Origin of the sequence: Paenibacillus phytorum (assembly GCF_013141715.1) — a bacterium.
GTDB classification, from domain to species: Bacteria; Bacillota; Bacilli; order Paenibacillales; family NBRC-103111; genus Paenibacillus_E; species Paenibacillus_E phytorum.
Window position 1 is genome coordinate 1 of record NZ_WHOA01000027.1, and the last position, 14,249, is coordinate 14,249.

Genomic DNA, 14,249 nt, shown 5'->3' on the forward strand with positions numbered 1-14,249 from the left:
AATAAAGCAGACCAAGAGTTCGATAAGGGAGAGGATGATACTTCTCTTGAATGATCTTGCTCATTTTATATTGTTTGTAACTTTCGGAATCCCGATAATTGCTTTAGCAATTGTTCTATTGAGTATGTCAGGTAGAAATAAAAGATGAAGCTCACATGGAAGGTAGCAACTTTGACATAGTTCAGAATTTCATTCGGTGGATAGACTCTGGCAATCAATACCTTCGTTACGCTAACAGGAACGAGAGCTCTATAAATACTAGGAAACGGTAGCCAGTTAGTTGATCGGCTACCGTTTTCTCACCTAAACGGGCAGTAATGTAGAAAGTAATACGGAACCTGTAGTGGATTTTAGCGTATTCATCACTAAGATTTCTGAGATTTGTTAACCTTGTTTGTCGTGGAGGTGGGGATCATTTATCGCTATTTTTTCTATGCGTGTATTGCCGCCGTTTTTGTATTGTTTATTGGAGTTGGACGTGAAGCCCAAGAATTTAAGATTGCGAATATATTTCAATTTATCATTTCGGTTTTGATTCTAATCTTTATAGATTGGGTGTTTCGTTTCCTAAGTCAAAAATTCAAATAATTAAATGTTTTTTGGATATTCATTGAGCATTTTTTTGTTTAACATTAGGATAAAGGTGTGAAAGTTTTTACTTTATTTATCGGCAACCTGTTGAGCTAACGGGCAAGATACCGTGGTAAAATAAGGAAAGATACAAAACTTTGCGGGGATTGTGGGAGCCATGAATATCTTGATGAACATTGAATATCGCGGATGGATTGATATTAGGCTATCGGAAAACCAACATGAATTCACAATTGAAGGTTCCTTTTTAAGCGATGTTATTCATGATATAGCAAATCGTATTTCCACACTTACTGAAGGTGCAAATGAAGTTATTATAAGAGTACAGGCGGAACCTGGGGAATACAGAATTTTGATAATTAATAGTGGAGACAACTGCCTTGTAGAAGTATATGGGTTTGATAATAATTTTTCCTCGGACGACTTAACCCAGGGCAATATTGTATTTCGCGCATCCATTGAAATGTCCTTGCTACTTAAGAGATTCTATAATGAAATAACTAAATTGAAGGAGCTGGGGGAGAAGGAGTACCACAGAATATGGGGGTACGAATTTCCAAGTGAGGCTTATCAAAGACTAAAAAAAGCTGTTGTAAAACACCCAAAATAATTTAACGCTATTTAGCAAAGTTAAAACCTTGATGAGGCTGCTGGCTACTATAACCACGATCTATTGAATTTTGAATGAGCTGCCGTGTTGCAGCCCTTTTCTCAACTAAAGGGCAGGATACTTCCAATAAGTGTTAATATATAACTGCAATGATTAGAAGGCTGAAACAGGGGAATTATATGAAGTTTTACATAGCGTCTAGTCTCAAAAATATAGAAAATGTACTGAGATAAACCCTTAAAACCGAGGGATGGGCAGTTTAATGCAGTAACGATTAATTATTTTTACAAAAACTTTCCCTTTTCCATAATTGACTTTGTATATAGTATAAAGAAGAAGTATTAGGGGATTAATGTTGCATCAAGTTAGAAATAACAATGAGCCTCGCCTCATCGGATTCTAATCACATGCGCCGATGCCCATAGGGCACGGTTTACCTAAGAAGGTTACTTGATGCCTGCTCAATGTAAAGGCACCACTCGTTGAATACGTTGCTTACAGAGTTGTGATATTACAGGATCTGTACATAGCTAAATTCTACTATAAAAGGAGATTCAACAAGCAAATGATTAAACCTATTCAAATCGAGCTTGACTATAACGCAAAAATGGTGCTGGACGTGCAAATTCCATCATACTTAGCTGAAGCAGAGCTCATTCGGTCGCATGACCTGCCGCCACTTAAAGACACGATTTATTCCTTGCAGCAATGCGATGAAACGTTCTATGGCTACTTTGACGACAACACGATGCAGCTACTTGGCGCGATTTCCTATAAAATCGAAGACGCAGTCCTGGATATTCACCGCCTCATCGTCCATCCCGACAGTTTCAGACGCGGAATCGCAAACGCTTTGCTCACACACATTCAAACGCTTGCAACTGATTGCACTAAAATCATCGTTTCAACCGGAGCAGCAAATGTTCCTGCGAAACAGCTGTACTCGAAACATAACTTTCAAGCAATCGGCGATATCGAGGTAGCTCCCAATCTATCCATCACTTCATTCGAAAAAATGATCGTGCATTAATGCATATTAGAGTCACTGCTCGAAACGGAAAATTTACAGTGTCCAGTTAGGTTTGTAGAAAGCTAACGAAGAACTATAGCTCAATTAACGTCAAGACAAAGGCTGCCGGCAAATCGGCAGCCTTTTCTCAACTAATGGGCAGTAGAGCGTGGTGGCAAAACGGCTATTTTATACTAGGGCAGGAACGGGACATAACAAAACATGGAATTATGTTTCGAGTGGAAGTAATATGTATGATTATCTACGTGAAATAATGGTTTCTGCAATATGATGTACTTGTTTTATTAAAAATTCGTTCTCAATGCCCCCATAAGTTTCATAAATGGCGAATACGTATTGTGGAAAGTAAAAACTTCCCAGAATACGAAACTTTGTACTTGCACCAAGCGTCTGTAAATAAAAGAGAAACAATGGGAGTTGATAACGGTGAAGAAGTTGGTTGTTGGCTTGATATGTGGTGTTGCTTTAATAACTACTACTGCTGTTTATGCGGCACAGTTCTCTGAATACAAACTAGAAGCCAAGGTTGTTCCATTTGCTTATCACCTTGCTGATGAAAACAGAGATACACTGAAGGGCGATAATTACTTTGGTGCGAGCGATAAGGTCGGACTTCCTCAAAGTATTAATTATCAAGGAACTCAATATGTACCTATTCGTGAAATTGCCAACATCCTAAACCTTGATACTGATTGGGATAATTCTAAAAAGGTGGCTATCTTGCAACCGACAACTGGTACGGATGCTAAACCTCAAAACCTCGATGCACTTATTGAACTTTATTCAAAACAATTAGAAATACTAAAAGGTATGAAAGCACAACCACAAAACGCCACAACTTCTGTCACAGAGCCTGTTAAAACACCTGCTAAAAATGAAACGATTGGTAATGATGTAAGAAAGCCGATGGAAGTTCAGTTGACAATAGACCAAGTAAAGGGGATGTTCGGGGATAAATATACAAAAGTAACAGACGCTGTAACCGGAGAATGGAAAGTTTGGCGTTATGATGTTTTGCCGAAAAACGGCTACAAATTCGAAACAACGTCAGATACAGTTGATACACAAGGCATTAAAAATCAAGATGTAAAAGGGCAAGTTTTCGTTACTTGGTCGCCAGATGGGAAGTTAATGAGCATTGTGTATTTTGGTTTGAGAGATGGGACTGTCAAAGCATATTACATTAACGGATTCACCGAAGAAAATATAGGGTAAACCAAAAGCTGACACCGCCATAATGAATGGTTGGTGTCAGTTTTTGTTAGCGGCGGAGCGTATATTTTGTGGTCAAACTGTACTTTGTGTGTAGGTACATTACGGTGATTAAACCGATGGACGGGCAGTTTAGCGAAACTTTCCATAATTTGGTGTCGTATAAGAAGTGAACGGACGAAACGAATGGCTATAGAGTGAAGTGTGAGAAACTTCTAGGGAGTGAACAAAGTGATGATGTATTCTAAAGGCATCAGAATATTGATTGGTGTTGTTTTTATCGTTAGTGTAGTGGGAGGTGCAATGGCATTCCAAAGCACATATGCTAAAAGTACGATTAATCAAAGCCACACAAATCCTCCTAACTATCCTGAAAATGAAAATGGAAAGACATACGGTTCTTCTGAAGAAGCCACCTCCGTTGAAATGCTACCTGATTTAATCCATGCAGGAAGTGTGAATGGCATTAAAGGATATTTGCTGAAAAAAGATTATCTCGGTGAACCTGGTCGTGATGTCCCACTGTATGATGTTGATGGGAAAAGCATAATTGGTTCTTTTCATATTGGCGCTAAGAATATGATCTATCCTAAAAATAAAAACGGACAGACATACGGTTCTGTCACAGATGCTACCTCTCCAGAAACGGAACCTGAATTAATCAGTGCTATAGGTGTGGATGGCACAAAAGGATATGTGCTGAAAAAAGACATAGACGGTGAGCAACCAAAATCACCCGAGGAAGCCATTTCGATACAGAACAGTAGATCGCAAGGTGGTCGTGATATTCCGCTGTATGACGTTGATGGTGAAACCGTAATTGGTGTGTTTCATGGTGGGTGAAATTAACAAAAAAAGTATGTTCAAGTGTTACGCTAACGGGAAACGATAGCTTAATAACGGCATCCGGTGGGAGTCCTCTAGCCGTTAAGGCTTTTCTATACAAGCAAAAATCAAATCGATTGCATGGAACATTATGTAAAGATTCCTCGTCAAATAAGCATATGAATGACAGGGGGTTCCGAAATGAAAGATAATTTTAGGAAAAGTAAACTTCTTGCGGCTGGTATACTGCTGGTACTGATTGTGACTGCGTGTGATAATCCTTCTGGAAATTCAATTTCAATGGAAAAACGACAAGTCGCGGCGGCCGGAGTTGATGTGCGTATCGTCAAAGCAAGCAACGAGTTCGGCATGCAGCTCCATCGGCAACTGGTCCAAACGGAGCAGAACAAGAAGAAAAACATATTCATTTCGCCGACCAGCATTTCTTTGGCGCTCGCCATGACTTACAACGGAAGCAAGGGGGAAACGCAAGTCTCAATGGCCAAGACGTTGGGCTGGCAAGGCATGTCCCTGGATGAAATGAATCGGGGCAACGAGACGCTTATCTCCCTTTTGCAGCAGCCGGGCAGCGACGTTCAAGTGCGTATTGCCAACTCGCTTTGGACACGTAAAGGAAAACCGTTTCACAGTGATTTCACGAAAACCAATCAAGCGTTTTACGACGCGAAAATAACTGAGCTCGATTTCAACAATCCCAAAGCTCCTGACACGATCAATGACTGGGTAAACAAGAATACCAATGGAAAAATTCCCAGGATGATCGAATCCATCGATCCCATGGAAGTTTTAATCCTGATGAATGCGGTCTATTTCAATGGCGGGTGGAAAAAGGAATTCCAACCTTCTGCAACGAAAGAAGAAAGCTTCAAACTGCAGGATGGTTCCACCAAGCAAGTGCAGATGATGACGCAGTCAGGCTCCTATGAATATTTGCAGGAAGAGGAATTTCAAGCCATCCGCTTACCTTACGGAGAGGGACAGATGGACATGCTGGTCATTCTTCCGGATGAATCTTCTTCACTGGATGCTCTCCATGACAAGCTTTGGGAGGATCCCAACCGCTGGCACGAATCGTTCCAGTCGAACCGGGGTGAAATCAAGCTTCCCCGTTTGAAGATCGAATACAGCGAAAAGTTGAAAGAACCGCTCAAGGCCATGGGCATGACGCTGCCCTTTGACGAAGTCCATGCAGATTTTTCCGGCATGGCCCCTGTTCCGCCCAACCTTTTCATCAGTGCGGTAACACACAAAACGTTCATCGAGGTCAATGAAAAAGGAACGGAGGCAGCTGCGGTCACTTCGGTACATATGGCAGGGGCTTCGGCACCAATCGATGAACCGTTCCAGGTGACGATAAACCGGCCGTTCTTCTTCGCAATTGAAGACCGCCAGACCGACGCATGGCTTTTTGTAGGTTCCGTGGTCGAACCATAAACGCCCGTACTTAAACTGCAATGTGTTACTCCACATCAACTGAGGAAAGTGTCTGTTTTTGCTTGGTAGATAAGGTGTTTATTAAACTAACGGCGAACGATAGCTTCATAACAAAGATTAAACAGGCTGCCGGTGATAAACTCGTTGGCCTGTTGAGCTAACAGGCAGCATACATAAATAACTTCTGGACTTCAACTTAAATATGGTATTATAAGGAAGGAAATACTATGTGAATTATGGAGGTACTTTATGAATTTGGCGAATAAAATAACCATCGCAAGGATATTTTTAATCCCCGTTTTTATTCTCCTTTTTCCTACGCACCCAGATTGGTTAATTAATAAGTATAAATTCATACAGCATATTGATTCGTATGGAATATATTATTCAACACTGGTATTCTTAATTGCCTCATAAACAGATAAATTAGATGGACATATTGCAAGAAAATACAATCAAATTACAAATCTCGGTAAATTACTTGATCCATTGGCAGATAAATTACTTATTGCTGCAGCATTGATTCTACTTGTAAGCCAGCATAGACTATACACTTGGGTTGCTTTAGTTATAATAGCCAGGGAAGTCATTATCACGGCAATCAGAACTGTAGCTTCTTCACAAAAAAATGCTTTGCAAGCGGATCGATTCGGTAAAATTAAAATGGTGTTACAAGTAATTGCAATTACAGCAGTATTGTTAAATAACCGTCCATTTAGTTTGATAACAGACATTCAGATAGATCAATTACTAATGTATATCGCTTTAATCATGACTGTATATTCAGGATATAATTACATAAAAAATAATTATTTGAAACTAAAACTTAATACATAAAAAGAACGAGGCTGCCGCTAGAATAATTGGCAGCCTTTGTTAAGCTAATGGGCAGTAGAGCGTGGTGACAACTGGCTGCTTTTATATGCTCTAATTCATTTATGGTAATCTGTAACGGCAAGTTGTAGAACCATCCTTTGCGGGGTGGTTCTTTCTATGAAAAATACATACCAACGGACTTTGGATATCGTCATGATTCTCAAAATAGATGCCTGATTTTCGGCTACGGCCATCGTTAGTATGGGTTATAATAAACTCATTCTTAATATGTAGGTGCAATCATGATCCATAACGAGGTACGCAAAGTCGAATATTATAAAGCGCTTGTCGAGAAAAGAACCGACTACGAAGGCGTCTTCTACGTGGGCGTCACGTCGACCGGCGTGTTTTGTCGTCCGACCTGTCCGGCTAGAAAACCCAAGTACGAGAACTGCGAGTTCTACCAGACCGCTCAGCAAGCGCTTCTGGCTTCCTTTCGTCCCTGCCAGCGCTGTCGCCCCCTGTCTCACCCGAATCATGTCTCGGATATTGTCCGATTACTCGTCGAAGCGATCGAGCAGAACCCGGAGAAGCGATGGAAGGCGCAAGATTTTCGGGCTCTATCCATCGATGAATCCACGGCACGCCGTCAGTTCAAGAAGCGTTTTGGAATGACTTTCGTTGAATATGCCCGGGCTCGACGGATGGGCCTGGCGTTGAAAAGCATCCGATCGGGGGAGAAAATTATCAATACGCAATTAGCTTCAGGTTATGATTCCAGCAGCGGGTTTAGAGACGCATTCTCCCGTATAATGGGCGCACCTCCCACGTTGTTAGACGATAACCGAATTCTTAAAGCAGACTGGCTGGACACGCAGCTCGGCCCTATGATCGCCATTGCGGATGAGAACGAGCTCTATCTCTTGGAGTTCGTGGATCGCCGGGGGTTGGAACGCGAGATCGAACGGCTAAGAAAAAGCTTGAAAGCAGCCATAATCCCGGGCCGGACGGAACCTATTCGGTCGATCGAGCAGGAGCTGACTCATTATTTCGACGGCTCATTGACCGAGTTTAAGACCCCTCTCCGTCTGTTGGGATCCGCTTTTCAGCAGCTTGTATGGGAGCAATTACGACAGATTACACCAGGAGAAACCCATTCCTACGCCGACATTGCGCTGGCGCTTGGCAAGCCCACCGCTTATCGTGCGGTCGCCCAAGCGAACGGTGCCAATCAGCTCGCGATTGTCATTCCCTGTCATCGCGTGATCAACTCCGATGGCAAGCTGGGCGGTTATGGCGGCGGAATCGTGCGCAAAGAATGGCTGTTGCATCATGAAAAACAAGGAGGATCACCCTGTGAAAAATCAACTTGAACAAGCACGAAAATTTCACGAATTGCATAGAAGTGGTAGTCCGCTCATTCTCGTCAACGCATGGGATGCCGGAAGCGCACGGACCGTTCAACAAGCCGGCGCCCAGGCCATCGCTACCGGTAGTTGGTCGGTAGCGGCCGCGCATGGATACGATGACGGCGAGGAGCTCCCTTTCGACCTTGTTCTATCGAATCTTCAGCGGATTCGGAATAGCGTAGATGTACCCATAACGATCGATATCGAAGGCGGTTATGGGCGATCCCCGGAGATGGTGAAAGAAAACGTGGGCAAAATTATCGAACGCGGAGCGATAGGCGTAAATCTCGAGGATCGACACATGGATGGATCGGGGCTTTACTCCATAGAAGAACAAGTCTTGCGCATCGCAGCCGTTCGAGCAGCAGCCGATCAGAGCGCGATCCCCCTCTTTATTAATGCTCGAACGGATGTCTTCTTCCAGTCCGCCGCGCATGAACATGGCGATGCGAATATAGAAGAAGCCCTCCGCCGGGCAAGCGCCTATGCGAAAGCCGGCGCTAACGGGATTTTCGTGCCAGGTCTATGTAATGAGAAGTACATTGGGGCCTTGTGCAAACAATCTCCGATCCCCGTTAACGTCATGGTCACCTCGGAATCGCCTTCTCTACAGACGGTGGCCAAATTAGGAGTCGCTCGCATAAGCTACGGCCCCCGTCCTTATCTCATGATGATGGAGGCGTTGAAACAAGCTAGCGTTAAAGCGCTGGCCTTGCAAGGGTTTTGAGATGAAGATACTCCATTGTAAGGGTCTAGGAGCCTCCTCCGGTTCACGATGCCCACTTCCTTCCGTGGGAACACATAGATTCAAATCCATGCCCCGCAAGGAAATGCCGCAAAAAAACTTGCCCTTATTTATGATAAGGTTCACCGTAATGTAGCCACCAACTCAGCGAAGTTGTAGGCTAATTTGCGGTGAATCGAAGCATAAATGGAAGTCAGGTCGTTAAGCTAACGGGTAACGATAGTTAAACAGCGAAGGGCAGGATAACGCAGCAAAATGTTGAATTCTCTGGAAGAAGTAAATCACCAGAGGTGAGATATGAAACAATTTGAAGATAAGAAAGTGGAAAATGCAATGATTGACTCATTGACGGGTATTGATTGGCATGAAACAACCCCGAATTTCAACAACCTGTTTGCTACAGGGGCTGAACTAATGTTTAGCCCGCTTTCGCAGGGGCTTGAAGCGTATGTGGTTAAGATTACACAGGGGGAGAAGCATTTTGTGCTGAAGGTGTGGAACAAACGCTCGAAACCTGACGTCCTGCGCCAATATCACCTTTTGGAAGCACTTCAACTTCAGGGAATCCGCGTATCCGAGCCGATCGGCTATGGGCGAACCGAAACTGGGGACGCTGTTCTGCTGATCCGCTATCATGGAACTGCAGTAACGAAAGTGAGTCCAAGCATTTTCAAAAGAATTACCGCTGTTTTAGCCGACATTCACCGGCTGCCTCCGGAAGGATTGGAAGGTAGGGCGCTAGCTAAGTATGATTTTGTTGGTTATTTTTTCCAAGGGATCGAAGCGTTTCCCCAATGAAACAGGAACTGATCCGTCTCATCGGTTCCGCGAATATGAAAATGGACAGAATTATTCATGGTGATTTCAATTTAGGCAATATTCTAGAAGAGAATGGACAATACACGGTGATTGACTGGACGAACGGGCAACTGGGGGATCCTAGGTATGATCTGGCATGGGCTTGTTTGCTTCTGCGTATCTATTTGAGCGAGAGCAAAAGCCTTACGTTCTTGTACAAATATCAAGAGGAAATGCCCTTAGCGACGGGGGAGTTAGAGATCTTTGAAGCGCTTGCCTGCTTGAGGTGGCTGTTGCTCGACCGTATCGCTGGAGTGCCAAAACACGCGAATACGATGAAGATAGTAAGAAAAATTATCAGGGACAATCGATTTTTAAATGAGAGTGTGCTGCTGTAAGGGTAGCTCCTGCTCGATTGGAGTGATTTAGATTTTTCGTCAGTTATTTCCCGAAAGAGTCAAGATTTATAAGATAGATATAAATTGTTCTAACGGTGAACGTTTGTTCAATATGAAACCAAGACGAGGCTGCCGGCATGAATCGGCAGCCTCGTTGAAGTAACGGGTGGTAAAGCATGGTGACATTTATGATAAGGCTCACCGTAATGTATCTAAGCACAAAGAACAGTTTGACCTTAAGATTTACATTCAATCTGGGGTGGTTCTTTAATGAAAACTTCTATTTTCCAAACGTAACCTTAAAGCGGAGCGACCATATTTCACAAGCAAAACAATCAGTTATGTGTCCTCACTGGAGTAATCAAGAACAGAGTAGACATGAGTGAATCATTTGGAAATACGACAATGGGATTAGTCTTGCCTGCATATCTTATTCGGACACTCTCACAATCACTGTTACGAAGAATATCGATAAAAAACTTTCCGTTCAATGATATGATAAATTCTTCTCCATTCAACTCCAGTAAAGGAACTTCATTCTCAATATCCCCAATTTCCGCTGTTCTGGATAATAATTTTAATTTATTCTCACCAGCTACTAGCCTAATAATACTTTCGCTAGCCAATACAGTTACGCATTCAACGGCTGTCAGCAAGCAGGCTTTATCAACTAAGATTTCACACAAATAAAATTGTGGGATTACATTCTTTATAGATGGAAAATTTCCTTCAATAAGAGCTGACTCGACTTCCAGTCCTTTTACTATAAATCTTACTCGGTTATTGCTCACTTCAATTTCAGTTGTCTCATCTTCATTGCCCAACATTTTTGATACTTCATAAAGATTTTTTGCAGGAATAATAACATTAAAACTGTCATTTGTATTACTTTCTATATGTAAAGTTCGGGAAGCAAGGCGGACTCCGTCAGTGGCAATTAGTCTTAGGGAATTATTATCGCACTCAAAGAGGACTCCTGTTAACACTGGTCTATTCTCGGACGTTGATGCCACTATTGCTACCTGTTTAATAGTTGACCTAAACAAGGCATTGTTAATTCTCAGTTTATTAGGAAAAAATTGCTCTCCTCTGTTTATAGACGGAAATTCTGTTGAATCCATTCCGCATAAACGTATCTGAGATTGACCTGACATGACTGTAAGAATTAATTGCTCTTTAATTTCAAGTACAATCAATTCATCATTAAGTTTACGAATAATATCGTAAAAATAACGTGATGGTATAACGACACCCCCAGTTCTTTGAACATTCACAGAAACACCGTCTTGAGGACTCGTAGACTGTATGGTCATACTTGTATTACATGCAGTAAAAATGATGCCATCTGCACGTGCTTGAATATTTATTCCTTGAAGTATAGGTATTGGACTATTCACTGCTACAGCCTTTATTACGTGTTGCACAGCATTCATAAGAGAATCTTTTGTTATCTCAAACAGCAAAGACCTCACCTAACCTCGAATTAGATTAATTTGAATAAAAGGACTCAAGGATGTTACGGATAACTTCCGAACGAGATAGTTCATTATCTTTACACTGTTGTTCGATTTTTCCCCATATTCCCTCTGTTAGGGTTAATGATACTTTCTTAGTCACACCTATACTCTTTCTTCCTGAACCTTCTCGTAGTCCACCTTTCGTAAATACAAAACCTAACTGACCTTCCTTATTAGAGACACCAACTTTGATCTTATTATTGTTCAATTAGAATCGCTCCAAATTTTGATTTAGGTAACCTTAATCTATGTAATTCATTTTATCATATCATGCCGTTTAAATATTGGCAATATTTTCAATACTATCGCTAAGAAACAACTCATAGTCGGTCTCTGGATGTGCTTAACTATAAGTTGAGGCTGCCGCTGCGAAAATGAACGAGTGACAGCCTCATTAAACTATCGGGCAGTTATCTTCAGTGAATTGATGTGGTAACATATGGATAAAGTATCTGAATGGGGGGTTGCCTAGTGAGGTCGAGGGATTCCAAGATAGAATTTAATTTCAAGAAGACTCTTATAATTTACCCGTTGATGTTTCTAATCTTTTTAGCAATTGTTCATTTCATGATCGGAATTAACAAACCCATATTAATCTTCTTCGTGGTGTTCTTTATTATTAGCATGCTTTACATGAAGGGGTATTACTGGAAACTACATGGTGGACTGTTAGCGAAATATATTTTTTTCTGCAAGAGCAGTGAAATCAATGTTGATGAAATACAACAAATCACATCGGTTACCTTCCGTTTAGGGAAAGGACCGGCTGAAGATGAATATATCTTTTTATTACGGGATGGAAATGAAATTAAATCATTTGCACATTGTTTAAACAGAGATGGGAAATCAATAGGAAGATATCTAAATGAAAAATACAAGATAAGGCTAGTAGAGAAAACGAAATATAAATTAAATAATATATAATATCAAAAAATAATTGTTAACGTATCTTGATTTCAGTAATCCATTCAACTACCCTGAAAGTAGCCGATCATGAAACTAATTTTCATTATTCCGTGGTGCCCCTTATGGGCATGGATGGCTAACGGAAAACGAGAGATGAATAAAGAGAAGGCTGCCTAAAGAATGGAGGATAATATGGGATGGTTTCTATGGCTTAGTTTACTTGTACTCCTCTTGCTTTCTTACTTTGATCAGCGAAAAAACATAGATATGAAAACGTGGCTTACTATTATTGGGATTTTTCTGTTGTGCAATTTTTATGTAAATTTATTTGGTATCCTGATTCCCGCAGGCGTTATAATCGGAATGATTTACGTGAAAAAAAGAAAAAAACCTTACTTATCTAAAGCGCTAATTTTTGGATTGATTTGTGTTATTTCATCTTTCTATACTCCGAACTTTGACTGGGGCCAACTCAAGGAACATGTTCAAGATGCTAAGTATTCTGCAGAATTTAGCCAAGTAAATGGCGTGTCTCATTTTTCTGCAAGCTCAGAAATCAATGTAAACCTTCATAAGTCTGCTGTGGAATTACATGACAAAAATCCAAATTCAGAAATAAAAATAGAGGATCCTCATGTTCTATTTAGTATTTGGGCACTTTCTCATAAAAGTTTGCCAATGAAGGATTTAGACTGGCTATGGTATAAATCCCCACAAGAATTGCATTATTATTGGCAATCTAATAGAGCTGATGAATTTACTAGCATGGAGTATATTATTTTTAATGATGTTGGTTATATGGGGATATTTCAAAGGGTAGATAAAAACAGTCAATTTATACTTCGAACTATTTATGAGTTTGATAGACTTAAAATGAATAATCCATTAATCCCATAGCCTGTTTATTACCTGAGTATGCTCTTCTGGAATTTCTCTATTGTACGGGCTGCCGTGTAGGTGAAAATAAAGGCTGTCGGGCGGCAGCCTTTATTTGCTAAAAATATAAATACGTGCCTGCGCCCGGAAAGCCAAGGTACATTGGTGCAATCATGTGATACGGAACATGGTGGTAACCGTGTACCGGTCCGATAAAGTGCACTCCCGGAGGAAGGTTCCCATAGATCTTGACGCCGGTAATCCCGGGCGGCCATACCGTTCCGACATTTCTGACGGCTTCGGGCTGCCGCCATTCGTTCGCCAACATGCCATCCCCACCTTACATCATCGTATATATGGCCTGATGACATGATATGAAGCTTTTTCCTATTCTGTGCCCGGTTCAGGACTTCGCGCCTGGAATCGGAAAATATGAAGTTTGTGTCGCCGGACAATGATCGAACATTGAACTAACGGATAAGTATGACAAGTTCTGCTATAAGCGCCTAACAGCGTGAAAAGCAGGAGATTACAAGGAGTAATCTTAACTTTACAACCGAGGATGGGAATGACGGAACCATGTATCTTGAAACCATCCCGTCAATACTCCTGCGCGCTTTATGACTAACAGGTCATACGGTGTGAAGTACAGGTAGATTCGGCAGAACGAAGGCTGGAGCCATTCATTTAGAAAAGGTATGCCAACGGATATGCCGCACGGCTGAAAAACTGGATATGGTGAGAATGTTCAAACAGACTGAACTGACGAACTTCCGAATGTACAGGTCTAAAGTTAGAGCATATGGAAACATATGCACCATCAAACGATGGGGTGAGCGGCGTAAAGTAAGAATTTTTTCTATGAAATACGCTATGCCGAACAACGGCGGCATCGGTCTCACAGGCTTAGAGGAAGCACCTAAGTCCAGAAAAGATAGCTAGGATGTAAGGGACTTGGAAAGCAAGGGACGTTGCAAAAAGGGCTGTTACCCAAAACGGTTGTTATAAGGCACATGCCGAAATACATTAATCCTTGTGAGGGCAGGGGCACGACTGGTGAA

Annotated in this window: 13 protein-coding genes and 1 pseudogene; 12 read left to right on the forward strand and 2 right to left on the reverse strand. The window is 41.6% G+C overall.

What is annotated here, in order from left to right:
* The first annotated feature begins 757 nt into the window (after nt 1–757).
* The 10 genes and pseudogenes from GC098_RS04605 (at nt 758) to GC098_RS04650 (ending at nt 9,889) form a co-directional block, all read left to right on the forward strand.
* Nucleotides 758–1,201: a hypothetical protein gene (locus GC098_RS04605; protein ID WP_171641383.1), complete on the forward strand. Its 444-nt coding sequence runs from the start codon at nt 758–760 to the stop codon at nt 1,199–1,201.
* 565 nt (nt 1,202–1,766) lie between these two features.
* Nucleotides 1,767–2,231, forward strand: a complete 465-nt coding sequence (locus tag GC098_RS04610) for a GNAT family N-acetyltransferase (RefSeq protein WP_171641385.1) — start codon at nt 1,767–1,769, stop codon at nt 2,229–2,231.
* Nucleotides 2,232–2,657: 426 nt separating this feature from the next.
* The gene (locus GC098_RS04615; protein WP_171641387.1) at nt 2,658–3,446 is read left to right on the forward strand and encodes a hypothetical protein; all 789 of its coding nucleotides are present in this window, start codon (nt 2,658–2,660) and stop codon (nt 3,444–3,446) included.
* A 231-nt stretch (nt 3,447–3,677) separates the two neighbouring features.
* Entirely contained in the window at nt 3,678–4,286 is a 609-nt protein-coding gene (locus tag GC098_RS04620) for a hypothetical protein (protein ID WP_171641389.1), read from the forward strand.
* A 183-nt stretch (nt 4,287–4,469) separates the two neighbouring features.
* Nucleotides 4,470–5,723: a serpin family protein gene (locus GC098_RS04625; protein ID WP_171641392.1), complete on the forward strand. Its 1,254-nt coding sequence runs from the start codon at nt 4,470–4,472 to the stop codon at nt 5,721–5,723.
* Nucleotides 5,724–6,152: 429 nt separating this feature from the next.
* A pseudogene (gene pgsA / locus GC098_RS04630) lies at nt 6,153–6,560 on the forward strand (CDP-diacylglycerol--glycerol-3-phosphate 3-phosphatidyltransferase); the annotation flags it as partial.
* Nucleotides 6,561–6,841: 281 nt separating this feature from the next.
* Entirely contained in the window at nt 6,842–7,912 is a 1,071-nt protein-coding gene (locus tag GC098_RS04635; protein WP_171641394.1) for a bifunctional transcriptional activator/DNA repair enzyme AdaA, read from the forward strand.
* Entirely contained in the window at nt 7,896–8,675 is a 780-nt protein-coding gene (locus tag GC098_RS04640; protein WP_312879986.1) for an isocitrate lyase/PEP mutase family protein, read from the forward strand. Before GC098_RS04635 ends, GC098_RS04640 begins: the two co-directional genes overlap by 17 nt.
* Nucleotides 8,676–8,990: 315 nt before the next feature.
* Entirely contained in the window at nt 8,991–9,491 is a 501-nt protein-coding gene (locus GC098_RS04645; RefSeq protein ID WP_171641398.1) for a phosphotransferase, read from the forward strand.
* Nucleotides 9,488–9,889: a phosphotransferase family protein gene (locus tag GC098_RS04650; protein WP_171641400.1), complete on the forward strand. Its 402-nt coding sequence runs from the start codon at nt 9,488–9,490 to the stop codon at nt 9,887–9,889. Before GC098_RS04645 ends, GC098_RS04650 begins: the two co-directional genes overlap by 4 nt.
* A 335-nt stretch (nt 9,890–10,224) precedes the next feature.
* Here the strand turns inward: GC098_RS04650 and dnaN are convergent, their stop codons facing one another.
* On the reverse strand, nt 10,225–11,361 hold the full coding sequence (gene dnaN, locus GC098_RS04655; RefSeq protein ID WP_312879987.1) for a DNA polymerase III subunit beta: 1,137 nt from the start codon (nt 11,359–11,361) through the stop codon (nt 10,225–10,227).
* Between the two features lie 16 nt (nt 11,362–11,377).
* Nucleotides 11,378–11,614, reverse strand: coding sequence for a hypothetical protein (locus GC098_RS04660; RefSeq protein ID WP_171641404.1), 237 nt, complete (start codon nt 11,612–11,614; stop codon nt 11,378–11,380).
* 425 nt (nt 11,615–12,039) lie between these two features.
* Here GC098_RS04660 and GC098_RS04665 point away from each other — a divergent pair, with 425 nt between their 5' ends.
* Together GC098_RS04665 and GC098_RS04670 are read left to right on the forward strand one after the other, a co-directional pair.
* The gene (locus tag GC098_RS04665) at nt 12,040–12,330 is read left to right on the forward strand and encodes a hypothetical protein (protein WP_171641406.1); all 291 of its coding nucleotides are present in this window, start codon (nt 12,040–12,042) and stop codon (nt 12,328–12,330) included.
* A 162-nt stretch (nt 12,331–12,492) separates the two neighbouring features.
* Entirely contained in the window at nt 12,493–13,209 is a 717-nt protein-coding gene (locus tag GC098_RS04670; RefSeq protein WP_171641408.1) for a hypothetical protein, read from the forward strand.
* The last annotated feature ends 1,040 nt before the right edge of the window (nt 13,210–14,249 follow it).